The organism is Novosphingobium sp., from assembly GCF_036820275.1.
GTDB lineage: Bacteria > Pseudomonadota > Alphaproteobacteria > Sphingomonadales > Sphingomonadaceae > Novosphingobium.
In genome coordinates, this window is the sequence record NZ_DAISLT010000027.1 from 15,281 (window position 1) to 38,147 (window position 22,867).

Annotated in this window: 21 protein-coding genes and 1 pseudogene; 8 read left to right on the forward strand and 14 right to left on the reverse strand. The window is 59.6% G+C overall.

From position 1 onward, the window contains the following. Positions 1-39: 39 nt before the first annotated feature. The 7 genes from V7066_RS19130 to V7066_RS19160 all read right to left on the reverse strand — a co-directional run bounded on the left by V7066_RS19130 (position 40) and on the right by V7066_RS19160 (position 6,239). On the reverse strand, positions 40-810 hold the full coding sequence (locus V7066_RS19130; protein WP_334184578.1) for an IclR family transcriptional regulator domain-containing protein: 771 nt from the start codon (positions 808-810) through the stop codon (positions 40-42). Continuing rightward, entirely contained in the window at positions 807-2,009 is a 1,203-nt protein-coding gene (gene pcaF, locus V7066_RS19135) for a 3-oxoadipyl-CoA thiolase (RefSeq protein WP_334184579.1), read from the reverse strand. Before pcaF ends, V7066_RS19130 begins: the two co-directional genes overlap by 4 nt. Further along, positions 2,006-2,650 (reverse strand): 3-oxoacid CoA-transferase subunit B, encoded by a 645-nt coding sequence (locus V7066_RS19140; protein ID WP_334184580.1) that lies wholly within the window; start codon positions 2,648-2,650, stop codon positions 2,006-2,008. The genes pcaF and V7066_RS19140 overlap by 4 nt, the downstream gene beginning before the upstream one ends. After that, the gene (locus tag V7066_RS19145; protein ID WP_334184627.1) at positions 2,650-3,375 is read right to left on the reverse strand and encodes a CoA transferase subunit A; all 726 of its coding nucleotides are present in this window, start codon (positions 3,373-3,375) and stop codon (positions 2,650-2,652) included. Before V7066_RS19145 ends, V7066_RS19140 begins: the two co-directional genes overlap by 1 nt. A 737-nt stretch (positions 3,376-4,112) precedes the next feature. Beyond that, positions 4,113-5,357, reverse strand: coding sequence for a type II toxin-antitoxin system HipA family toxin (locus tag V7066_RS19150; protein ID WP_334184581.1), 1,245 nt, complete (start codon positions 5,355-5,357; stop codon positions 4,113-4,115). A 5-nt stretch (positions 5,358-5,362) separates the two neighbouring features. After that, complete coding sequence (locus V7066_RS19155) at positions 5,363-5,704, reverse strand: helix-turn-helix domain-containing protein (protein WP_123905526.1); 342 nt, start codon at positions 5,702-5,704, stop codon at positions 5,363-5,365. A gap of 235 nt (positions 5,705-5,939) precedes the next feature. Next, entirely contained in the window at positions 5,940-6,239 is a 300-nt protein-coding gene (locus V7066_RS19160; RefSeq protein ID WP_334184582.1) for a putative quinol monooxygenase, read from the reverse strand. 247 nt (positions 6,240-6,486) lie between these two features. Between V7066_RS19160 and V7066_RS19165 the strand changes: the two genes are divergently transcribed. Then, positions 6,487-7,407, forward strand: a complete 921-nt coding sequence (locus V7066_RS19165) for a LysR family transcriptional regulator (RefSeq protein ID WP_334184583.1) — start codon at positions 6,487-6,489, stop codon at positions 7,405-7,407. A gap of 185 nt (positions 7,408-7,592) precedes the next feature. Here V7066_RS19165 and V7066_RS19170 read toward each other — a convergent pair whose 3' ends face one another. Genes V7066_RS19170 through V7066_RS19185 form a run of 4 tightly spaced genes read right to left on the reverse strand, consistent with a single transcriptional unit; the run spans position 7,593 to position 14,544 of the window. Beyond that, entirely contained in the window at positions 7,593-8,840 is a 1,248-nt protein-coding gene (locus V7066_RS19170; protein WP_334184584.1) for a multidrug effflux MFS transporter, read from the reverse strand. Then, complete coding sequence (locus V7066_RS19175; protein WP_334184585.1) at positions 8,837-10,252, reverse strand: efflux transporter outer membrane subunit; 1,416 nt, start codon at positions 10,250-10,252, stop codon at positions 8,837-8,839. The genes V7066_RS19170 and V7066_RS19175 overlap by 4 nt, the downstream gene beginning before the upstream one ends. 4 nt (positions 10,253-10,256) lie before the next feature. After that, the gene (locus tag V7066_RS19180) at positions 10,257-13,433 is read right to left on the reverse strand and encodes an efflux RND transporter permease subunit (RefSeq protein ID WP_334184628.1); all 3,177 of its coding nucleotides are present in this window, start codon (positions 13,431-13,433) and stop codon (positions 10,257-10,259) included. A 10-nt stretch (positions 13,434-13,443) separates the two neighbouring features. Then, entirely contained in the window at positions 13,444-14,544 is a 1,101-nt protein-coding gene (locus V7066_RS19185) for an efflux RND transporter periplasmic adaptor subunit (RefSeq protein ID WP_334184629.1), read from the reverse strand. 136 nt (positions 14,545-14,680) lie between these two features. Here V7066_RS19185 and V7066_RS19190 point away from each other — a divergent pair, with 136 nt between their 5' ends. The 3 genes from V7066_RS19190 to V7066_RS19200 all read left to right on the forward strand — a co-directional run bounded on the left by V7066_RS19190 (position 14,681) and on the right by V7066_RS19200 (position 17,355). Beyond that, positions 14,681-15,301 carry a TetR/AcrR family transcriptional regulator gene (locus V7066_RS19190; protein WP_334184630.1) on the forward strand — a complete coding sequence of 207 codons (621 nt, stop codon included), beginning with the start codon at positions 14,681-14,683 and terminating at the stop codon, positions 15,299-15,301. A gap of 405 nt (positions 15,302-15,706) precedes the next feature. After that, a complete protein-coding gene (locus V7066_RS19195) occupies positions 15,707-16,006 on the forward strand; it encodes a Dabb family protein (protein ID WP_334184586.1) in 300 nt (99 codons plus the stop codon). 408 nt (positions 16,007-16,414) lie between these two features. Continuing rightward, positions 16,415-17,355 (forward strand): IS630 family transposase gene (locus V7066_RS19200; protein WP_334184587.1). Its coding sequence is split into 2 segments (ribosomal slippage): positions 16,415-16,760 and positions 16,760-17,355, totalling 942 coding nucleotides; the frame shifts between segments, so codons are not numbered across the junction. 76 nt (positions 17,356-17,431) lie between these two features. On the opposite strand, the gene V7066_RS19205 is transcribed toward V7066_RS19200, so the two are convergent. Beyond that, the gene (locus tag V7066_RS19205) at positions 17,432-17,833 is read right to left on the reverse strand and encodes an ArsR/SmtB family transcription factor (RefSeq protein ID WP_334184588.1); all 402 of its coding nucleotides are present in this window, start codon (positions 17,831-17,833) and stop codon (positions 17,432-17,434) included. Next, a complete protein-coding gene (locus tag V7066_RS19210) occupies positions 17,830-18,447 on the reverse strand; it encodes a peroxiredoxin (protein WP_334184631.1) in 618 nt (205 codons plus the stop codon). Before V7066_RS19210 ends, V7066_RS19205 begins: the two co-directional genes overlap by 4 nt. Before the next feature lie 144 nt (positions 18,448-18,591). Here V7066_RS19210 and V7066_RS19215 point away from each other — a divergent pair, with 144 nt between their 5' ends. From V7066_RS19215 to V7066_RS19230, 4 genes and pseudogenes are all read left to right on the forward strand, one after another. Next, positions 18,592-19,233: an MBL fold metallo-hydrolase gene (locus tag V7066_RS19215; protein ID WP_442947347.1), complete on the forward strand. Its 642-nt coding sequence runs from the start codon at positions 18,592-18,594 to the stop codon at positions 19,231-19,233. 76 nt (positions 19,234-19,309) lie between these two features. Next, positions 19,310-20,803, forward strand: coding sequence for an IS21 family transposase (gene istA / locus V7066_RS19220; protein WP_334184589.1), 1,494 nt, complete (start codon positions 19,310-19,312; stop codon positions 20,801-20,803). After that, entirely contained in the window at positions 20,800-21,567 is a 768-nt protein-coding gene (gene istB / locus V7066_RS19225; RefSeq protein WP_039390639.1) for an IS21-like element ISSsp5 family helper ATPase IstB, read from the forward strand. Before istA ends, istB begins: the two co-directional genes overlap by 4 nt. 121 nt (positions 21,568-21,688) lie before the next feature. After that, a pseudogene (locus V7066_RS19230) lies at positions 21,689-22,291 on the forward strand (IS3 family transposase); the annotation flags it as partial. 133 nt (positions 22,292-22,424) lie between these two features. Here the strand turns inward: V7066_RS19230 and V7066_RS19235 are convergent. Then, positions 22,425-22,862, reverse strand: a complete 438-nt coding sequence (locus tag V7066_RS19235) for a DUF2147 domain-containing protein (RefSeq protein WP_334184590.1) — start codon at positions 22,860-22,862, stop codon at positions 22,425-22,427. Positions 22,863-22,867: the final 5 nt, after the last annotated feature.

Below are 22,867 nucleotides of genomic sequence, written 5' to 3' on the forward strand. Positions count from 1 at the left end.
GCAAATAAACTGAAAGGTGGCGGTACTGGGTCTGGATGATCAGGTGATGACGTCACCTGCGACAGCGCCCAGTTGGGTCGCTGCGTCGCGGAGGCATGGCAGAACCACGGCCTGTAATTTCTCGGTGCTGTGTTCGAGGGCGTTGACGCCAACATTGAGCGCGGCGATCACGCGGCTCTGGCGGTCGCGTACGGGTACTGCGATCGAACGCAACCCGATTTCCAGTTCCTGATCGATCAGCGCGAAATCTTCGCGGGCGACGATATTGAGAATATCCGAGAGCCGCACGCGGTCGGTAATGGTGTGATTGGTATGGGCCGTCAGTTCGCCAGGAAGCAGTGCCTCGCGTTCGCGCGGGGGCAGGGCGGACAAAAGCACACGGCCCATTGACGTGCACCAGGCCGGCAGGCGACTTCCGACATGCAGGCCGATCGCCATGATCCGGCTTCGCGAGGCTCGCGCCACATAGAGGATATCGGTCCCGTCGAGTACGCCGAGCGAGCAGCTTTCGCCGAGCTTATCACGCAATTGTTCAAGGATCGGCTGCGCGAGCGCGGACAAGGAACGATCCGACAAATATGTTTCAGCCAGGCGCAGAACGCGTGGACGCACGGCGAACTGCCGCCCGTCCTGCGACACGTAACCCGTTGCCGCGAGCGTGTGCAGGCAACGCGCGACTACCCCGCGCGGCAGGCCCGTATGGCTGGCAAGACTGGCGACGCTCTGCCCTGGCCCCAAATCCGCGAAAGCTTCCAGAACAGTGAGACCACGCGCCAGCGATTGCATGAAATTCGGATCGGAAGAACTCACACTCGCTCCAGCAGGACGGCAATGCCCTGACCCACACCGATACACATGAACGCTATGGCATATCGCCCGCCGCCACGTTGCAGTTCCTCGACCGCGCTCATCGCGATACGCGCGCCTGACATGCCCAGCGGATGGCCCAGTGCGATCGCTCCGCCATTGGGATTGACGCGCGGGTCCGCGGGATCGAGGCCGAGGTCGCGCAGACTGGCGATGGCCTGGGCCGCAAAAGCTTCGTTGAGTTCGATCACGTCAAGCTGGGCCATTGTCAGCCCGGTGCGGGCGAGCAGGCGCTTTGCCGCATCGACGGGTCCGATCCCCATGACACGCGGTGCGACACCGGCGCTTGCCATCGCCACAACGCGGGCGCGGGGTGTGAGGCCATGGGCCTTGGCAGCAGCCTCGCTTGCAACCAGCATTGCTGCGGCGCCATCATTCAGGCCACTCGCGTTGCCCGCCGTGATCGTGCCGTCGGCGCGAACCACGGGCTTCAGCTTGGCCAAGGCCTCAAGGCTGGAAAGGCGAGGGTGTTCATCCATGGCGAAGATGACAGGATCTCTCTTCTTTTGCGGGATCTCCACCGGGACGATTTCTGCCGCGAGGCGTCCATTGGCCTGCGCCGCTGCACATTTCTGCTGGCTGGCCAGCGCAAAAATGTCCTGATCCTCGCGGCTGACGTTCCAGTCGGTGGCGACGTTCTCGGCGGTCTGCGGCATGGTGTCGACGCCCCAGGCAGTCGCCATCCTGGGGTTGATGAAGCGCCAGCCGAGCGTTGTATCCTCGATCTTCTGGTCGCGGGCGAAGGCGCCTCCCGCCTTGCTCAGTACATAGGGCGCGCGGGTCATGCTTTCCGCGCCGCCGGCGATCATCAGGTCGGCATCGCCGCTGCGGATCGCCTGCGCGGCGATGCCCACTGCGTTCAGTCCCGAGCCGCACAGGCGATTGACGGTGGCGCCGGGGACTTCTTTGGGCAGGCCCGACAGGAGTCCGGCCATCCGCGCCAGATTGCGATTGTCTTCACCCGCCTGGTTAGCGCAGCCGAGGATGATATCGTCCACAGCCCCCCAGTCCACGCCCGGGTTGCGCGCTATCAGCGCCTTCAGGGGCAGTGCTGCCAGATCGTCAGCACGGATGGTGGCAAGCGAACCGCCCAAGCGACCGATCGGTGTGCGGATAGCATCGCAGATAAAAGCTTCGGTCATGCTGCGGATACTTTCAAGGGGGCTCCGGTTTTGGCGATTACCTCATCCGTCGACACGTCAGGCGCGGTTTCAATGAGGGTGAGACCCTCGCCATTTCTGTCGACCGCGATCACGGCAAGATCGGTGATTATCAGGTCGACAACCCCTTTGCCGGTGAGCGGCAATGTGCACTCGGGCAGGATCTTCGGCGCGCCGGACTTCGCACAATGGTCCATTACGACCACAATGCGCTTGACGCCCGCCACCAGATCCATTGCCCCACCCATGCCTTTCACCATCTTGCCGGGGATGGTCCAGTTTGCGAGATCGCCATTGGCTGCAACTTCCATTGCACCCAGCACGGCCATGTCAATATGGCCGCCCCGGATCATGGCAAAGCTGTCGGCGCTGGAAAAGAAGCTGCTGGTAGGGAGCGCTGTGACAGTCTGCTTGCCGGCGTTGATGAGATCAGGATCGGCTTCGCCCTCGAAAGGGAAGGGGCCGATGCCAAGCAGGCCATTCTCGCTTTGCAGGGTCACGGTGATGTCGTCCGGCACGTAATTGGCCACGAGCGTCGGTATGCCGATACCGAGGTTCACATAATAGCCGTCCTGCAATTCCTGCGCGGCGCGCGCGGCCATCTGGTCACGGGTCCAGGGCATTATGCCGTCTCCTCTGCCGAAATTTCACGAGGGCGCGTGGTCAGTTTCTCGATGCGCTTTTCATTGATCGTCGCTAGTACGATACGATCGACATAGATGCCGGGCGTATGGATGCAGTCAGGATTGAAGCTGCCCTCGGGAACGATCTCCTCAACCTCAACCACGGTGACCTTGCCAGCCGTTGCCATGTTGGGGTTGAAGTTGCGCGCTGTCTTTCGGAACATCAGATTGCCCGCCGGATCAGCGCGCCAGGCCTTGATGATCGATAGATCGGCGCGCAGCCAGGTCTCGCGGACATAGTCCTCGCCCTCGAACGACTCGACCGGTTTGCCCTCGGCCACAACGGTGCCGACACCGGTCTTGGTATAGAAGGCCGGGATGCCTGCGCCGCCTGCCCGGATCCGCTCGGCCAGCGTGCCCTGAGGGTTGAGTTCCAGCTCCAGTTCGCCCGAGAGATACTGCTGCTCGAACAGCTTGTTCTCGCCGACATAGGAAGAGATCATCTTCTTAACCTGGCGGCTTTTCAGCAGCATCCACAAGCCAAATCCATCGGCCCCGGCATTGTTGGATATGACCGTGAGCTCCTTCACACCGCGCGCGCGAATCTCTGGGATCAGGCTTTCCGGATTGCCCGAAAGGCCGAAGCCACCGGACATGATCGTCATGCCATCGAACAGCAGTCCTTCAAGCGCTGACGCGGGACTTGAAAAGATTTTACTTGCCATGCCGCTCCTCAAATCTGAATGTCCGATTATCGGACTTAATGTTTGATTATCGTTCTTGATACTGTGGGCCATTCCTCGGGTCAAACCATGTTTTGCGATCGGCACCAGACACGACATGCCCTTGGCATGAAGTCAAAGTGTTGAGAGAACTCACCGAGCGTTTGGTTACAGACGGCGCGGCCATCCTCATCCTCGCCCAGAACGGCTGTTTTCATTTGATCGCAAGGGGTCTCGGCGACACCCCGCCCATCGCAGCGAATACCGCCCTGTGGCAGATGAGATGAGTACGATCTGCACCTGCCAGCCGAGGGCACATGGCCCCAAGGTGTTCAGGGCGAGGGGGGGGATGTTGCCTCTCCGGTCGCAGTACGGTTTGATGAGGAAGGCTGCGGGCCCGGTTGAAAGATTGACCGTGTAGCAAATCGGCAGGGCGATCTCTTCGCGTGAGCGCCAAACGCCTTATGAGGCGACTCCAGCCCATTTGTGCTGACATGACATAGTGCTGGGTTGAAATTGACAAAAAAGGTTTGCCGGAATCTGGGGTTGATTCAGAGAATTCCGCGCGACTGCGCCACAGCAGCTTCAGGGTTGATAACGACAGCCCCCAGTTGTCAATGAAATCGTCGTCCCCTGTTCGGGCGGCAGATATTGGGTAATCTGGTAGGTCCCATCGGCAGCTTGCGGCTTCGCTCGCCCGTAAGCTCCGCCTTTCGGGTTCCTTGACCCGGGCCGGGCGTTCAGCAGCCTGCCAACCGGAAACACGTGGCGAAGCGTCCACGATCGGCTGCATTGACGCCGGCCTGGGTGAAGTGCTCCTCCCAGCCTGCACCCACCTGCGCGCGCATGTCTTCGACCATGCTGGTAGCCTGGTCGACACCAAGGTCGAAGCTAGCAGCGCCAGCAAGAGCATTGGCAATTGTGGCATCCCTGCCTTGCGGGCCGACTCCCAACACGAGACGCCTTTCCAGACCAATCTGCGGCTTGGGTACGACATCGTAGAGCGGTGACAGCCGCCAGCCTTTGCTGTCGAACAGGAAGCCATGATTGCGTAGGTGGTCGTCGTCATTCGTGACGAGGATATTGAACACCATGCGCCGGAACAGTTCATGCAGATCGCGGCGCACCTCGGTGCCATGCTGACGAAGGACGGCGGCGAGGTCCGCATAGCTGTAGCGGCTCACTTCGCTTTCATGCGCACCGAGCATGGTCAGGCCGGAGGCGAAAGGCCGCCGCTCCAGCCAGTTGCCGTGCGACACGCGATCGAATCGTTCGATCAGGTAAATATCGCGTTCCAGCACTTGCCTGAAGTCGAGTGCTGGAACGTCGAGACCGCAAGTCGCGGCAAGGCGCATGGTGGCAAGCTCGATCCGGCATTCGGGGAAGCTGTCCCCACGCATTTGGAACTTGGCGATCCATGGCTGGCCGTCGAGTTCGGTCGCTGCTTTCGGACGTGCGCCGCCGAGTGACGAACCGGCGGTCAGCAGCCGTCGCAGGTTTTCGTCGAGCTGATCGACATGCTGTGCGCGCTCGGCAGCTTCGGCCAGTTCTTCCAAGGTAAAATGCTCGCCCGGCGCATCGCTTGTCCCCCATGGTGTGATGCGTTCCGGGCGTTCGGGCGTAGGGCCGAACGCCAATGCGCCCACCCTGTAGTCGCCCGAGGCGAGGATCAGGTCGATGTCGCTCGGCAGGCGATCCCCCATCGCCTTGTACATCAGGTACTGGCCCCAGCCATCGGGAGCCGCATCGCGGATACCGCCAAAGACGGCAAAGCCTTCTTCGGTCCGGAATGTGCGTTCGGTGCCCGGATCGTGAAGCGGCAGTGCCACCGGATCGACGGGGACGCGATCCGAACGGGTGAGGTAGCGGCGGCCATAGGCAAAGGTCGCGAACTGGTTGCGCGGCTCATCGGTCATCGTTAGCAGCCCTGCCGGGACAGGGCCGCCTTCGAGATGGAGGAAAACGTAGGTACGGACCGTCGCCATGGCGGTCAGAAATCCAGCTCGTCGCTGCTGACAGCGTGCGTCGTCTTGGGCAGCCGGGCGAGGTCTTCGCTGATGCCAGCCCGGTCGGTATCGGGAGCCACAAGCTCGGCCAGGCGCTGGGTCATGCCAAAGACGTGAAGGGCACTGGCCAGCACGGCCAGACCCACGGTCGCATCGCCCGCCTCAAGTCGCTGGAGCGTCTGCACCGAAACCAGCATGCGTTCGGCCATCAACCGTTGCGGCAGCTTGCGGCGGCGGCGGGCAATGGAAATGTCCTTACCCAGCTGCGCAATCGCGCGTTGGCTCTGAGGCGGCAGACCGCTAGCTGCTCTGGATGCGCGTGACATTAGGGGATTATGACATATCAGGTTAAAAACATCAATCTAACATGATATGTCATGCTCATGTTGCGATGTCAGATTATCGATTCTCGCAATTACGCCGCCGCGACCGGCTTGCGACAGAGACCAGCACAGGTGGGCAATGAACCGCGGAGCGGCGCGGCAATACCTGCCGCGCCCGTTCTACCCTTCATTATCGGTTTGCGATCGCCTGGCGATACCCTGAAACTTCAACGCTGCGTCAGAAGAAGGAGCTTACTGTCTGGCTGTGAATGACGACAGGCGGTGTTTTGAAGAAACCGCCGGCGGCGTCACGCCAGAGTTGAAAGGCGGGAGAATTCCGGAAGTCGACCATATGGGCGTCCACCGTCTCCCAACGCACCATCAGGCGGTAGCGGGATGGATCCTCGATCTCGCGTTCCAGGGACATGCCATGGCAGCCCGGTGCTGCGCGGAACACTGAGGCAACCGAGGTCACGGCGGTTTCAAAGGCTTCCGCCTGGGCAGGATCGATGGTGAGATGGGCGACTTCGGTGATCATGGTGAACCTTTCGTTTCGATAATGGGCTTAGCTTTGCAAAGGGTGCCGAGCAAGTCTCCCGGGGGCTTTTGCGAAAAGCGCTGGACGGAAAATAGATCGATGGCGGAGGGTCGGCGCATCATGGTCGGTGCCCATTCGGGTCTGGACGCACACTACTCCGAAAATTGCAGTTCGATGGCGTCCATCCCTTGGCCTTGAACCTCGGTTTGTGTTGCCAGAACCGGGTAGCGCGGGCTAGACGACTGATATGCGTTTTCAGAAACTTGACCTCAACTTGCTCGTAGCTCTGGACGCTTTGCTGCAGGAGCGAAGTGTCAGCCTTGCGGCGGATCGCCTGCATCTTAGTCAATCCGCCACGAGCAGCGCGCTCGGGCGGTTGCGTGACTATTTCGAGGATGAACTGCTCATCCTCAAAGGACGTCAGATGGCGCTGACACCACGTGGTGAGGAACTCATGGAACCGGTGCGTGCCGTGCTCGATCAGATACGGTCGACCATCGCCAAGACCCAGCCATTTGATCCTGCTATTTCCGATCGCGCTATCAGCATCATGGCGTCGGATTATGTACTGGAGGTGCTGCTGCGTCCCGCCCTCCTGCATTTCGCGGAAGAAGCGCCGAACATGTCCTTCGAGATATCGCCGCTTGGTGATGATGTTGTCGAAGAACTCCAGCGCGGACGAGCGGATATCCTGATCGGCCTCGATACGGCTATATCGACCGAACTACCCAGCATGCCTTTGTTCGAGGATGATTATGTGGTGGTAGGCTGGTCGGGGAATCGGGCGCTCAAGGGTGAAATGAGCCGCGAACTTTATGAAGAGTTGGGTCATATCACCGTGCGCTTCGGTCGGCAGCGCACACAGAGTTTCGAGGAGCGCGCGCTCAAGGGGCGGTCCATCGAACGGCGCAATGAGATCATTGCGCCTTCCTTCACGGCGGTTGCCAGTCTACTGGTTGGCTCCCAGCGTATCGCGACCATGCACCGCATGCTCGCTAGACGAATGATGAAGAGCCTGCCCCTCAAAGCGATCGAGGTTCCATTCGACTTGCCGCGCATCTGCCTTGCCGCACAATGGTCCCCTGCCATGGCGAATGACGCAGCCATTAACTGGGTGGTAACGCGCCTCAAGGAACTGGGAGCGGAACCTGATATTTGGATGACCTAGAGCATGATCCGTTCATACTGAGTCGGATCATGCTCAATTTGTCTTTTGTTTTCCGCATTTTCCAAGCCAGCAGATGATGCCATCTGCTTCGAAAATGCTCTAGGCGAACCATCGCATTTGCCTCAGGATGATAGGTCGATAGCCTGTCGTCCCCAGGTCACTGCGGTCTCAAGGCATTGTGACTTTCATTCTCCTCGAAGCGCCTGAGGCGTGGCAACGAAAGTGGCAAAAGCAACGATACAGCCAGCGATGCCGCACAAGGCGACGGTGGCGACCATGGGAAGCGCTGTTCCATTGGCCATGACACCGACGGCAAACGAGGCCAATACACCAGCCCCGAACCGGAGGGCGCCCATGAGCGCGGATGCCGTTCCCGAGATCGCGCCATGCGCCTCCATCGCCAGGACGCCGCCCAGCGACATGACGAACGCCATGGCCGTGATGACCACGAAGAGCAGGAGGGAGAGCATGAAGACATTCATGTGGTCCCACCAGGCTAGAGCGGTGAGCAGGACCGCCGCGATCGTGTAGACCAGGATCGCGGCCTTCACCATGGTTTCCGCCCGGACATAGCGCATAAGGCGCGCCGATGCCTGCGCGCCCGCCATCAGGCCCAAAGAGTTGACGGCAAAAATCACGCTGTAGACGGTCGGCGTCAGGCCATAGAGCGAGATGAAGACGAAGGACGATGCGGAAAGGTAGGCAAAGAAACCTCCCTGCGCGAGCGCCATAACTGCCACATAGGGGATGAAATCCCTGCTGACCGACAAGCGCAGATAGTTGCGGACCGTTTCAATCGGGTGGCTAGCGGTTCGCAATTCCTTCAAGCGCGTTTCCGGCAAACCGAGCGCCACCAGCGCGATGCAGATGGCGCCGAACGCGGCCAATACCTCAAAGATTGTCGGCCAGGGTGCCAGTGCCAGAATGCCGGTCCCGAGTAATGGCCCGATGATGGGCGCGATGCCTTGCACAATCATCATCAGTGCGATGAGGCTTACGGCTGTACGACCGGTGTAGAGATCACGTACCACGGCAAAGCCGATGGCCATACCCATCGAGCCCCCAACTCCCTGGGCCAACCTCCATGCTGTCAACTGTCCGGCTGTCGTCGCCATAGCGGATCCGAGAGAACCGATGATGAATATCAGGAGCCCGATATAGATCAGAGGTTTACGACCGAACCGGTCCGATAGCGGGCCGAAGAATAATTGCCCGATCATCATGCCACCGAAGAAGCTCATGAGACTGAACTGGATCGCGCCTTCACCGGTGTGCAAACTTGCGGCAATCTGAGGCATGCCTGGCAAGTACATGTCAGTGGATAAAGGGCCCAGGGCTCCGATCGCGCCCAGGATAGGGGCGATATGGCGGGACGATCTTTGTCTCGCAGGGTGTCTCTCGTTGTCGTTGTGAAAGGACGAGCCAACTGTCATCCCGCGATCCCTCCCCCAAAGGCACGATACAGCTCGATCAGATTCGAACTACGATCGAGCTTCGCCGTCACCAATGCCTGTCTGGCTGCATAGAGTGTCCGTTCCGCATCCAACGTCGTCAGAAAGCCATCGACGCCGGCCCGATAGCGCGCCTCCGAAAGGCGTGCGGCAATTGCTGCGGCGTCTGCCCGGCTCGCGAGCGCGCCAAGCTGCTCATCGATGGTGCCACGCTGCGCAAGCGCGTCGGCGACCTCCCGAAAGGCCGTTTGGACGGCTTTTTCATAGGTGGCGATGGCAGCGTCACGACCGGCTTCGGCATATCTGAGATTGGCGCGATTGCGTCCAAAATTGAAGATTGGCACGCTCACCTGCGGCGCGAAGCTCCAGGTGCCCGAGCCGTTTCCGAAGAGGCTGGAAAGACCTGAACTTAAAGCTCCGGCGGAAGCGGTGAGTGAAATCGTGGGAAAGAAGGCTGCCCGCGCAGCCCCGATGTTGGCGTTCTGCGCTATAAGTTGCCGCTCGGCCTGGCGTACGTCTGGTCGATGCAGCAGCACTTCCGATGCCAGGCCAGCTGGCAGGTTCGATATTGTGAAAATACCGGTTCCCAACTCTTTTGGGAGATGGTCAGCCGTAACTGTGGCGCCGACAAGCAGGTTGAGGGCATTTTTATCTTTTGCGATCTGCGTAGTGGCGACCGCTATGTCGTAACGGGCCTGATCATAATTGGTCTGGGCTTGACGGACTTCGAGTTCCGAGCCGATTCCCTGGGAAAAACGGGCCTTTGTAAGGTCAAGCGTTTGCCGATAGGCATCCAGTGTCTGGCTTGAGAGCGTGAGCTGATCCTGATCGGATGCCAGGGTGAGCCAGGCCGAGGCGATTTCGGCGATGAGGCTGATCCTCGTTGATCGCTGAGCCTCCTCCGTCGCGAAATATTGCTGAAGTGCTGCTTCGCTCAGGTTGCGAAGCCGACCGAACAGGTCGAGTTCGAAGGAGGAGAGCCCAATATTTGCGCTGTAGCTCTCGGTGTCGCGGTTTGCGCCAGGCAGGGTTGCATCCACGGCTGTGCGTTCGACTGTCGCATCGCCACTGGCTGTCACCGTCGGAAGCAAGTCGGATCGCTGAACCCGGTAGGTCGCGCGCGCCTGGAGCACATTAGCCGCTGCGATCCGCAGATCCCGGTTGTTGCTAAGTCCCTGCGCAATCACCAGACGCAGTCGCGCGTCCGTGAAGAAGGTCTGCCAGGGGATGTCGGGGATAGAGTTCTGCATGTCGGCCTGAGCCCCCGAGGGTTCAGCCTGAGGGAGATTGGCCGGAACGGCCAGCGCAGGGCGATGATAGCTTGGCGCGAGGTTGCAACCGCCAAGCAGGGAGGCGCCGGCTATCAGGGCAAAGGGCGTGCGGAATGACAACATGAGATCAGGCTCCGTGCGGCGCGGTTGCCTCGTCCACGGCGCCTTCCGGCGACCCTGGTGATGCAGATTGCGCGCTGCGCTTGAACAGGCGGTTCACGATGACGAAGAATACCGGCACCAGAAAGATCGCGAGCACCGTCGCGGTCAGCATGCCGCCGACCACGCTGCGACCGATAGCGTTCTGACCACCCGCGCCGGCGCCGTTGGAAATCGCCAGCGGCAGGACGCCGAAGATGAAGGCGAGGGAGGTCATCAGGATTGGGCGGAGGCGCAGCTTCGCTGCCTCTATGACCGCCTGCACACTCTCCATGCCCAATCGTACCCGCTCCTCGGCAAATTCCACGATGAGGATCGCGTTCTTGGCCGCAACGCCGATCGTCGTGATCAGGCCGACCTGCAGATAGATGTCATTGGTGAGCCCGGTGATCCAGGCGGCCAGCAGCGCTCCGACGACACCAAGTGGCACCACGAGAATAACCGAGAAAGGCACCGACCAACTCTCGTACAAGGCGGCAAGACAAAGGAACACGATCAGGAGAGACAGCGCATAAAGAGCGGGGGCCTGCCCACCTGAAAGCTGTTCCTCGTAAGAAAGGCCTGTCCACTCGAAACCCGTGCCAGCAGGCAGTTTCGCATGGAGTTCCTCCATTGCCTGCATCGCATTGCCCGAGCTGTAACCGGAGGCCGGCGATCCGAGTATCTCCATGGACGGCGATCCATTGTACCGGTTGAGCTGGGCGGGGGCCATTTTCCATTGCGAACTTGAGAAAGCGGAGAAGGGCGCCATCGTACCGCTTTCGCTCCGTACGAACAGGTCGTTGAGGCTTTCAGGGGCCATGCGATAGGGCGCGTCGGCCTGGATGTAGACCTTTTTCACGCGTCCCCGGTCGATGAAGTCGTTGACGTAGGAGCCGCCCCAGGCCGTCGAGAGCGTGTTGTTGATCGTCGCTAGTTCCAGGCCCAAGGCGCCTGCCTTGTCCTGGTCGACATCGACCTTGAATTGAGGTGCATCGTCCAGGCTCTGAGGGCGCGTCTGGCTCAGCCGCTTGTCGCTGGCGGCCATGCCAAGTAGCTGATTACGGGCCGCCAGGAGCTTTTCGTGACCGATATCACCGGTATCGACGAGCTGGAAATCGAAACCCGAGGCATTCCCCAGTTCCTGAACTGCTGGCGGGATCATGGCGAATATCTGACCGTCTTGCCATGAGGCGAAGGCGCTGGCGGCGCGCGCCATGATCGCGGGCGCCTTGTTGCCACTTCCGCTGCGCTCGCCCCAATCCTTGAAGGAAACAAACGCCATGCCGGTATTCTGAGCCTGACCGTTGAAGCTGAAGCCCGACACGGTGAAGACTGCATCGACATTGCTTTTCTCGTCTCCCAGGAAGTGGTTGCGAACCCGGTCGAGCGCGGCGTTGGTGCGATTGGTGGTAGCGCCGGCGGGAAGCTGGACAAGCGCCACCGCCATGCCTTGGTCCTCTTCCGGCAGGAAGCCGCTTGGAAGCCGCATGAATATGAACACCATGCCGCCTACGATCAGAAGATAGACAAGAAGCGAGCGCTTCCAGTTCCTGGTCGCCTTTGCCACGCCGCGGCCATAGCGTTCGACATTGTTGTCGAACATCGTGTTGAACCAGCCGAAGAAGCGACCCAGAAGGCCATTCCCATGGTCCTTTTCGGGGTCGTGCGGCTTGAGAATGGTGGCGCAAAGTGCCGGGGTCAGAATGAGGGCTACCAATACCGACAGCGCCATGGCCGACACGATGGTGATCGAGAACTGGCGATAGATAACGCCGGTGGAACCGCCAAAAAACGCCATTGGCAGGAACACGGCCGAGAGCACGAGGCCGATGCCGATCAGCGCCCCGCTGATCTGGTCCATCGATTTTCGCGCGGCCTCGAGGGGGGAAAGATGTTCCTCCTGGATTAAGCGTTCGACATTCTCGACGACAACGATCGCATCGTCGACCAGAAGACCGATCGCCAGCACCATGCCAAAAAGTGTCAGCGTGTTGATAGAGAAGCCGGCCAACTGAAGAACTGCGAACGATCCCAGCAGCACAACTGGTACGGCGATCGTCGGAATAAGTGTTGCGCGCCAGTTCTGCAGGAACAGAAACATGACGAAGAAGACGAGCACGACCGCTTCAATAAGCGTGTGAATGACCTGTTCGACCGAAAGCCTGACAAAAGGCGATGAGTCGTAAGGATAAGCGACCTTGATATCCGCTGGGAATGATTCCGAAAGTTCTCCCATGCGCTCCTTGACGGCGGCGACAGTGTCAAGAGCGTTCGCGCCTGGGGCGAGCTTGATCGCGAAGCCCGCGGCCGGGCTGCCATTGTACTTTGCATTGATGGAGTAATCTTCAGGCCCGATCTCGATCCGTGCGACGTCGCGCAACCTGACGATGGCACCGTCGCTGCCGGACTTAAGGCGTATGGCGCCAAATTGCTCTGGGGTCTGCAAACGTGATTGTGCCGCGACGCTGGCATTGAGCATCTGCTCTTTGGGCGCGGGTAGCGCACCAAGCTGGCCTGCGGAAACCTGCGCGTTCTGGGCTTCCACGGCAGATGTCACATCCGCCATGGTCAAGGCGTAATTGGTGAGCTTGGTGGGATCGACCCAGATCCTCATTGCATATTGGGCACCCAGTATCTGCGTGTCACCAACGCCTTTGACGCGGCTTAGCGGATCTTGCACACGCGACGCGATATAGTCCGAAAGGTCACCCGAACTGCGTTTCCCACTGTCTGAATAGAGACTGATAACGAGAAGGAAAGTCGAGGACGATTTTGTTACCTTGATGCCTTGCTGTTGCACTTCCTGTGGGAGGAGTGGCGTAGCTGCCTGTAACTTATTCTGCACCTGCACCTGAGCGGTGTCGGGATCCGTCCCTTGTTCGAAAGTAAGCGTGATCGTCACGCTGCCTGAAGAACTGCTGGTCGAGGAGAAATAGCGCAGATTATCGATGCCTTTCATCTGCTGTTCGATAATCTGTGTCGTGGTATTTTCGAGGGTCTGTGCATCGGCCCCCGGACAGGTCGCGGAAATCTGAACGCTTGGCGGTGCGATCGAAGGGAATTGAGCGACCGAAAGACTGCGGATTGCAATGCCGCCGGCGAGCATCAGGACAATGGCGATGACCCAGGCAAAGATCGGGCGATCGATGAAGTAGCGCGATATCGACATGGGCTCAGTTCCGCTTTCCGGCATTCTGCGCCTGCCAGGCGACTGGTTTGACACTCGCACCAGCACGAAGGTTCTGGCCGCCTTCCACGATCAGCCTGTCGCCCGCTTTAAGTCCTTTCGTGACGAGCCAGTTTCCGCCCATGGTGCGTGGTGCTGTTAGCGTGCGTTGCTCGGCCTTGTCGTTCGAGCCGACCACCCAGGCGGTCGGGTTGCCGCGCTCGTCCCGGGAAATCGCTTGCTGGGGGGCAAGGATGGCGCGGGCCTTTCGCCCTTGCACGAGTTGCGCCCGCACATACATGCCCGGAAGGAGCAATCCCTGCGGGTTCGGAAAGAGGGCACGTAGTGTGACTGAACCCGTTGTCTGATCCACGGTCACGTCGGAAAATTGTAATGTGCCGGTCTGGTCGTAAATGCTGCCATCCTCGAGAAGGAGGCGCACCGTTGCGTTTCCCGAACCGTCGCGCGAAAGTTCTCCCGACAGCAGTTGCTTGCGTAGCCGGATCAGGTCCGCGCTAGACTGGGTGAGGTCTACATAGATCGGGTCGAGCCGCTGGATGGTGGTCAATGCATTGGTCTGGCTTGCCGATACAAGTGCCCCGACCGTGTAGATTGATCGGCCGATCCGTCCGCTGATTGGCGCGGAGACCCGGGTCCGGCGCAGATCGATCTCTGCTGTTTGAAGTGCGGCTCGCTGCGCGGCAATTTCTGCTCGAGCTTCGCCTGCGCTGGCGACCGCATTCTCATAATCCTGTTTACCAACGGCGTTGATTTTGACCAGTTCGCCATAGCGCCTCGCGAGGCCATCGGCTGCCGCGATCGAGGCTTGGGCTTTGCCAAGCGCCGCGCGCGCGTTGGCCGCCTGCGCACGATAAGGTGCAGGGTCGATCTCATAGAGTGCCTGTCCGGCACGGACCATATCACCTTCGCGGAACAGGCGCTTGAGGATGATGCCGCTGACCTGAGGGCGTACATCCGATATCTCATAGGCGGTCGTCCGGCCCGGGAGTTCGGTAGTGAGGGTCACGGCCTCTTCCTTGACAGTGACGAACCCAACAGTGGGCTGGACCGCTGGCGGGGCGGCGTGCTCTCCACAGGCAGTCAGCATCAGCGGCAAAACCAGGAGTGACGGTAAGCGTGGCAGCAAGCTCATAGGGGCGACTCGCAAAATATGTTAGTGATCGATTACAATCAATTTTGCTGCTAGTGCGAAGAGCCAAGAAGGTCAAGGAGGGGAAACGGTGATGGGAGCAAAGGGCGCGCGCGAAAAAATCAAGGGCGGTCCGGAGGCCCGGCGCAGGCATGTTATGGGGGCAGCGAGAAGGCTCTTTCTGGCGCATGGCTTCCATGCGACCGGTATTGCTCAAATCGCGAAAGATGCTGGGGTGCATGTCGTCCAGATTTATCGCGACTTTGGAAGCAAGGAGGATATCATCGCAGCTATTGCTGAGGATGAAGTCCGCGCTTCCATGGAAGAAGCTACCTGCGCCGCGAGTGGGATCGGTGGCGTTCAGGGTTTTCGGCGTTGGATACGGGGGCATATCGACCGCCAATTGCATTCCGACGAACCGGACCTGTTCCTCGAGATCGTTGCGGAAGCATCAAGAAACCCTAGAATTGCTGCCGTATTTCAGAAAGTCGATAGTCACGCCCGCAAGGCCTTGGCAGAAGTATTTGCACGACTTGCGCCGGCATCGGTGACAGCTGGCGAACTGGAAACGCAGGTGGAACTCTTTATCACTTTGACCGCAGGACTCTATGCGCGCATGGTCGCCCATCCGCATCTGGACAAGCGAAGTTTTGTCGCCAGGATCGAGGCCATTCTGGAGCGGGAGATTTTCGGACCAAGCGCTCGCACAGAGTAGCTGATAATAGGTGTTCGTGCGCGATATGTGCCGTTGTATCGGAACAGCAGGAGGTGTATTTTGCTCTCCAACCAGCATGATGGCTGGGTTGGAGAGCGAACATGACCAGAAGAGGAGAGGTGGTCTGCCACAAGCTTGTCCTGGCAGCATTCCTGATGGCGCCGCTATGGTATGCCTTCGATGCGTGGATATATGTCATGCGATAATTAGATGGTTGTCCAGCGAAAGCCAAAAGGTCGCTCCATCGGCCAGTTGCTGCGCGCCAAATAGAATTTGCGAGCTGTTTTATACGATCGTGCTGGCCGTATCGGGTTATGGACGGTGGTACACGGATTGGCGCATTTCGGAATCCACGGGGTAGCAATAGCGATCCAGCCATTCCTGTTTTGTATTTGGAGCCGATTAGTGATCAAGCATATCGTAATGTGGAATGTGCGCGGTGAAACGCCGGAGGAAAAGGCTGACACAGCTGCCCTTGTAAAGTCGAGGTTCGAGGCATTGGCCAACCTTATCCCGGGCCTTATCAAGCTTGAGGTGGGGGTTGATTGCAGCAACGTCGACTATGCCTGCGACATGGTCCTCTACACTGAGTTTGAGAGTGCCGAAGCCCTTGCCGCCTACGCCATTCATCCGGAACATCTTCGTGCGCGCGATGAATTGCTCGGCACACGCGTCGCCCGGTATCAGGTTGACTATTTCATATAAATGCCTTTGAAAATGAAACATTATTCATCCGCTTGGCTCACGCAAATTGCAGCGTGTCGATTGGCCAGCATCGGCGCCCGTGCAGCGGCGGCCTAAATTACGAGATCTGTTGCGCCAAGTGCGTGAGGAGGGGCCCCTGCTAGGTCCAGTCCGTTAACACCGCTGCACCTCAAGCCTGCTTGGATCGTGTGAGGCATGCATCGAAAGGACTGTCCCGCAAAGCGCCGTGATGCGGCGACCCATGTCGATCGCGGGGAGGACCGTGCTCCCGGCAAGCATCTCCCGCACAAGAAGGCGCTTGCAAATCCCGCCATTAGAGCGGTTTTCGACCGTTCTGAATCGGCATGGGATTCCCTTTGGGCGCGATTTCTGATTCAGAATCCGTGCTGGTGAAGGAGGCCGGCATGGATGGCTCTTTCGATGGATTTGCGCACTCGGCTCTTGGCAGCGGTGGATAGTGGATCGAGTTGCCGTGCTGCGGCGGCCCGGTTCGGTGTAGCACCATCAACGGCGGTCCGCTGGCGAGCACAGCAGCGTGAGACGGGTGACATTGCCCCAAAGCCCCGCGGCGGGGATATGCGCTCGCGGCGGATGGAAGAGCGGGCAGCGGACATTCTGGCCATTTGGGAGGAGCGCAGGGACATCACCCTCGAAGAACTGCGGTTGGCGCTTGCGGACAAGGGCATGGACGTTTCCGTTGCCGGTCTACATCGCTTTTTTGTTCGCCGTGGACTGACGCGCAAAAAAAGACAGGCCATGCGATAGAGCAAGATCGACCCGACGTCCTGAAGCAGCGTCAGGACTGGTTCGAGGGTCAACTCGATCTCGAACCGGAGCGCCTGGTCTTCATCGACGAAACCTGGACTGCGACCAATATGACCCGCAGCCACGGTCGCTGCCCTAAAGGCGAACGACTGCGGATGGGTTTCCCGCACGGCCACCGCAAGACCACCACCCTGGTCGCTGGCCTGCGCATGACCGGCATGGTCGCGCCCATGGTGCTCGATGGGCCGATCAACGGCGACTGGTTCGAAGCCTACGTCGCTCAGGTCCTCGTCCCCGAACTGCGGCCCGGCGACGTCGTCATCATGGACAACCTGTCGAGCCACAAGCGCGCATCGGTGCAGGTGCTCATCGAGGCCGCAGGCGCAACCCTGCGCTTTCTCCCGCCTTACAGCCCCGACTTCAACCCGATCGAGAAAGCGTTCTCCCGCCTGAAGGCCATGCTCCGTAAAGCGGGCGAGCGAACGGTCAGCGGCCTGTGGAGCTTGATCGGCAAACTCGTCGATATCTTCCAGCCCCAGGAATGCGCCAACTACTTCAGATCATGTGGCTATGAGCCAGAATGATCGAAAAATGCTCTAGACGACCGGGAGGCACGCTGTTGATGGTGACGTCGCGTTTCTATCGACAGGTGCGGAATGTTCATTCTTCGATCGACATCATGCGGACGAAGCTGGCTGCGCCATCGTCTCGAGCATGATCGTGTTCTTTTTGCCCTGCATTTTCGCGCCGATGTAGAGATGCCGAAGCTTCGCCAAAGATGGCCTGTATCATCTGGATATCCGGTTTGTTGTGCGGATTTGCCAGGGAGTAAAAGACCTGCTTGGCCTGTCGACGGGTCGTGACCTCGCCGCGACGGCGAAGCTCGCCCAATTGCTGGCTGAGTGCTGGCTGACCTATTCTGGTTACTTGATCGATTTCGGCCACGGATTGCTCACCGACGTCCTGTAGCAGTGACAGGATCATCAGCCGCTGTGGTTGTGCGAACAGTCGGAGGCGCTCAGCTGCAGATGCTGCGCTTTCGCGGTCCCTATAAAAACTCATGACGCGTACCTGCAAAACCAGTCCGCTTCCGCGTTATCGTCTGAGGCTGGGAGCAACAGGGGCTTGCCCGGCTGCCAACCTTCCGGCGTGAACAACTGAGTGTCCTGCGATGCTTGAAGTGCCGCAAGGGTGCGAATCATTTCGTCAACCGATCGACCTATGGAGAGCGGGTAATGCGTGATGGCGCGAACTATGCCGTCGGGGTCGATAAAGAAAGTCGCGCGAACGGCGGCGCTGTCGGTCGAGCGGCTGTCGATCATCCCATAGGATCGGCCGATCACCATGGAGGGGTCTTCGACGACCGGGAAATCGATTTCAACGTCGAATAGTGTGCGAATGGCACGCATCCACGCGCGATGGGCGTAAAGGCTATCGACGGACAAGCCCAACAGCCCGCATCCCATTTCTTCGAAACGCGGCTGCGCGCGCGCAAAGGAGACAAATTCGGTCGTGCAGACCGGCGTGAAGTCAGCCGGATGAGAAAAGAACAGCACCCATTTGCCTCGGAAATCGGAAAGCCGCATTTGTCCTTTGGTGGTTCGAGCTTCAAAATCGGGCGCCGGATCTCCCATGCGAGGGATTGTCGGGGCAGGTGGTCGGAGTTCTTCTGTCATCTGTTGCCCTTTTTCACTGAGAAGCGGGCCGCGCAAGACAGTTTCATGATCGGCAGGTCGTGAAACTGTTTGCAATTGCCTCATTGACCTCCGTCAAAATTATAATTACAAAATACTGTAAATATCAATATGTAAGATATGTAAATGACGGATATTCCATTGCACGAAGCGGCCAACCAGGTGGCCAATCCGGGCGCAAGGCCTCGTGTTCAGGCCTTTTTCGACGGCGTTACATCGACCGTCACTTATGTCGTGCATGATCCCGAGAGCCTGGAGGCAGCGGTGATCGACAGTGTGCTCGACTATGATCCCGCGTCGGGGCGGACCCAAACGGTAGCGGCAGACAAGGTCATCAAGCATGTCCGCGATCTGGGCCTGCGCGTTACCTGGTTGCTGGAGACCCATGCCCATGCCGATCATATCTCCGCTGCCCCCTATTTGCGTGAAAAACTTGGCGGTGCTGTAGCAATCGGAGAGGATATCTCGGCAGTCCAGGAAGCCTTTCGCCCCATTTTCAATATGGGATGTGAAGCTGAAAATGCAGAATGCGGTTTCGACAGGCTATGGCGTGATGGCGATCATTTCGCCATCGGCGCGTTGCCGGTGACAGTTCTCCATGTGCCCGGGCACACACCCGCATGCGTCGCGTACGTCATCGCGGACACGGTCTTCGTCGGTGATACGATGTTCATGCCCGATTACGGAACCGCCAGAGCGGATTTTCCCGGAGGAGACGCCAGGGTGAGAACGGCGGAGCAATATTCGGCCACGCTAGCGGCGGGATAGTCCCGCTGCGGGCGGCGTAAAAGTCGTCCACCTTGAAGCCTTTCTGCCAAGTCAGGGAGGTGTGGGGATCTACAGCGTGGAACTTTATCTTCAGGTCCGTTTGGCTTGCGCGGATGGCATGAGCCAGCGGGCGGCGGCGAAGCGTTTCAATGTGTCGCGCGATACGGTGCGCAAGATGCTGTCGTTTTCATCGCCGCCGGGTTACCGGCGTCAGTCTGCACCGCAGCGCCCGAAGCTGGACGGGTTTGTGGGGATCATCGATGGATGGCTTGAGGGGGATCGCGGTGTCCCGCGCAAGCAGCGCCATACGGCGAAGCGGGTATTCGACCGTTTACGCACCGAGCATGGTTTCACTGGCGGCTATACGATCATCAAGGATTACATCCGGGAGCGCGAGCAGCGCAGCCGGGAGATGTTCGTGCCGCTGGCGCACCCGGCAGGCGATGCGCAGGCCGATTTCGGGGAAGCTCTGGTGGAGATCGGCGGGGTGGAGCAAAAAGCCTACTTCTTTGCGCTCGATTTGCCGCACAGTGACGCCTGCTATGTGCGGGCCTATCCGGCGGCGGTGGCGGAAGCCTGGGTGGACGGACACGTCCATGCCTTCGCGTTCTTCGGCGCGGTGCCGCGCTCTATCGTCTACGACAACGATCGCTGTCTTGTTGCGAAGATCCTGCCCGACGGCACGCGCAAGCGTGCCACGCTGTTCAGCGCTTTCCTGTCGCATTATGTGATCCGCGACCGCTATGCCCGCCCGGGCAAGGGGAACGAGAAAGGCAATGTGGAAGGGCTGGTAGGTTACTGCCGCCGCAATTTCATGGTGCCGATCCCGAAGTCCCCGACCTGGGAGGCCTTCAACCTGTGGCTGGAGGAGCAATGCCGCAAGCGCCAGCAGGACAAGGTGCGCGGGGAGAGCGAGACGATCGGTGAGCGCTTGCAACGCGATCTCGCGGCCATGCAGCCTCTGCCCGCTACACCCTTCGAGGCCTGCGATCAGGCGGGCGGGCGGGTCTCCTCGCAATCCCTGGTGCGCTACAGGACCAACGATTATTCGGTTCCGGTGGCCTGGGGCCATCAGGAGGTCTGGATCAGGGCCTATGTCGATGAAGTGGTGATCGGCTGCCGCAGCGAAGTCATCGCCCGTCATCCTCGTTGTTATGCCCGCGAGGAGGTTATCTTCGACCCGCTCCATTATCTCCCGCTGATCGAGCAGAAGATCAACGCATTCGACCAGGCTGCCCCTTTGCAGGGCTGGGATTTGCCCGAAGCGTTCACGACACTGCAGCGGTTGATGGAAGGCCGCATGCACAAGCATGGCAGGCGTGAATATGTACAGGTGCTGCGCCTGCTGGAAACGTTCACCGTCGCCGATCTCCAGGCGGCGGTGGAACAGGCCATTGATCTTGGCGCCATCGGCTTCGATGCCGTCAAGCACCTCGTCCTGTGCCGGGTCGAACGCGTACCGCCCAGGCTGGACCTGGACGTCTATCCCTTCCTGCCACGCACAACGGTCGAGAAGACCTTTGCCAGAGCCTATCTGAGCCTGCTCTCCGACCAGCAGGAGGCCGCATGAGCGATCAGGCCCCGGAGCTTCTTCTCGCTCACAATCTCAAGGCACTCAAGCTGCCTACGTGCCTGCGAGAGCATCACAAGCTCGCGCGGCAATGTGCCGCTGAAGGCGTCGATCACATCCGCTTCCTTGCTCGTCTCGTCGAGATGGAGATGATCGACAGGGAGCGTCGTATGGTCGAGCGGCGCATCAAGGCCGCGCGCTTCCCCGCCGTCAAAAGCCTCGACAGCTTCGACTTCGCCGTCATTCCCAGGCTCAACAAGATGCAGGTGCTCGAGATGGCGCGCTGCGAGTGGATTGAGCGGCGTGAGAACGCCATCGCTCTGGGGCCATCTGGCACCGGAAAGACGCACGTAGCTTTGGGGCTCGGACTGGCAGCATGCCAGAAAGGGCTGTCGGTGGGCTTCACCACTGCGGCGGCGCTGGTCAGCGAAATGATGGAGGCGCGCGACGAGCGGCGTCTCCTGCGCTTCCAGAAGCAGATGGTCGGATACAAACTGCTCATCATCGACGAACTGGGCTTCGTACCGCTCTCCAAGACCGGCGCCGAACTGCTGTTCGAGCTGATCTCCCAGCGTTACGAACGCGGCTCCACCTTGATCACCAGCAACCTGCCCTTCGACGAATGGACCGAAACCTTCGGATCCGAGCGTCTCACAGGCGCGCTCCTTGACCGCCTGACCCATCACGTCAGCATCCTCGAGATGAACGGCGAAAGCTATCGCCTCGCTCACAGCCGGGCCCGCAAGGCTAAAACCAAACCCTGAAAATTACGCCAAAGCCGGGGGGAGTGCCCCTCGGGCTACGCCCTCACGCCACTCCCCCCGGCGTGTAACACGATGGCCTGGTTTTACGCCGCCGCATGGCCGACTTTTGCTCCGCCGTTGACAGCGAACGCACAGGATTTACAACGAGTTGGGTCTTCAGCTGCGAAACAAGACGCCCAAGCGAAGGGTGAAGGCAAAGCTGAGGGAAGACCGCTGCGCGGCCTCCCGCATCAACGATGTGTGGGCCATGGACTTCGTCCATGACCAGCTTGCAACGGGCCGCAAGATCCGTGTCCTGACCGTAGTCGACACGTTCTCACGGTTCTCGCCGGTGCTCGATCCGCGCTTCAGCTACCGCGGCGAAGATGTCGTGCAGACCCTTGAGGTGGCCTGTGCCGTGGTCGGGTATCCCAGGACGATCCGAGTTGACCAGGGTTCCGAGTTCATCAGCCGCGATCTGGATCTGTGGGCCTACACCAACGGCGTGACGTTGGACTTCTCCCGGCCTGGGAAGCCCACCGACAATGCCTACATCGAAGCGTTCAATGGTCGCTTCCGGGCCGAGTGCTTGAACACCCACTGGTTCCTGACACTTGCAGATGCCCGCGAAAAGTTGGAGGATTGGCGCAGGTACTACAACGAGGATCGGCCGCACGGTGCCATCGGCAACAAGCCCCCGATCACGCTGATGAAACCCGATGACGCGCCCAGCCCGTCACCGTGAACTTGGCCGGGAAACTCTAGCCCGGGGTGGTCCAGAGAATGGTGTCGGATCACAAACCGGCAGACTCTCGTTATGACCGCGGGACCAGCGGGGAGCAGGTCAGTCCAGATGACCGGGGTTTAGCCTCTGTATATCATTCGCTGACGCGCTTCCATAACTGAGACTTGCACCCTATCCGGCCAAACAGGCATCCTTGAGCCTTGATAGTGTCCTGATCCACTATGGTGACCGTTCCAGTAAAAGTCTGGCGAAGATCGGGGATATAAACCTTTCCACGCCATTCCCTATCGCTTTGCTGAATGAAATCCCTGAACAGCTGTGCGCCCACCAATGAATTGGTTCCCCCTTTGCGGGCATCCGCTTTCGCCTTTTCACTGGCCCAAACGACAACGCCACATATCCGCCCCTCACAGGTTTCTGCACGAACGTGCACGCTATCCTGAGGATTTCGCCATGTTCCCAGGGTCGTAGCCTGCGCATGTGCGTCGCGGACAGGAACAACCACCAACACAACAGCCGCCATCAGAGCCGAGAGCAGGGGGGCACGCCAGTGCGCCGTCGGTTGTTTCAAGTGCT

Excerpts from the sequence above, each read along its gene's own strand:
- pcaF (WP_334184579.1), bottom strand. The coding sequence starts at position 2,009 with ATGACCGAAGCTTTTATCTGCGATGCTATCCGCACACCGATCGGTCGC.
- V7066_RS19140 (WP_334184580.1), bottom strand. The coding sequence starts at position 2,650 with ATGCCCTGGACCCGTGACCAGATGGCCGCGCGCGCCGCGCAGGAATTG.
- V7066_RS19145 (WP_334184627.1), bottom strand. The coding sequence starts at position 3,375 with ATGGCAAGTAAAATCTTTTCAAGTCCCGCGTCAGCGCTTGAAGGACTG.
- V7066_RS19150 (WP_334184581.1), bottom strand. The coding sequence starts at position 5,357 with ATGGCGACGGTCCGTACCTACGTTTTCCTCCATCTCGAAGGCGGCCCT.
- V7066_RS19155 (WP_123905526.1), bottom strand. The coding sequence starts at position 5,704 with ATGTCACGCGCATCCAGAGCAGCTAGCGGTCTGCCGCCTCAGAGCCAA.
- V7066_RS19160 (WP_334184582.1), bottom strand. The coding sequence starts at position 6,239 with ATGATCACCGAAGTCGCCCATCTCACCATCGATCCTGCCCAGGCGGAA.
- V7066_RS19165 (WP_334184583.1), top strand. The coding sequence starts at position 6,487 with ATGCGTTTTCAGAAACTTGACCTCAACTTGCTCGTAGCTCTGGACGCT.
- V7066_RS19170 (WP_334184584.1), bottom strand. The coding sequence starts at position 8,840 with ATGACAGTTGGCTCGTCCTTTCACAACGACAACGAGAGACACCCTGCG.
- V7066_RS19175 (WP_334184585.1), bottom strand. The coding sequence starts at position 10,252 with ATGTTGTCATTCCGCACGCCCTTTGCCCTGATAGCCGGCGCCTCCCTG.
- V7066_RS19185 (WP_334184629.1), bottom strand. The coding sequence starts at position 14,544 with ATGCTGACTGCCTGTGGAGAGCACGCCGCCCCGCCAGCGGTCCAGCCC.
- V7066_RS19190 (WP_334184630.1), top strand. The coding sequence starts at position 14,681 with ATGGGAGCAAAGGGCGCGCGCGAAAAAATCAAGGGCGGTCCGGAGGCC.
- V7066_RS19205 (WP_334184588.1), bottom strand. The coding sequence starts at position 17,833 with ATGAGTTTTTATAGGGACCGCGAAAGCGCAGCATCTGCAGCTGAGCGC.
- V7066_RS19210 (WP_334184631.1), bottom strand. The coding sequence starts at position 18,447 with ATGACAGAAGAACTCCGACCACCTGCCCCGACAATCCCTCGCATGGGA.
- V7066_RS19215 (WP_442947347.1), top strand. The coding sequence starts at position 18,592 with ATGACGGATATTCCATTGCACGAAGCGGCCAACCAGGTGGCCAATCCG.
- istB (WP_039390639.1), top strand. The coding sequence starts at position 20,800 with ATGAGCGATCAGGCCCCGGAGCTTCTTCTCGCTCACAATCTCAAGGCA.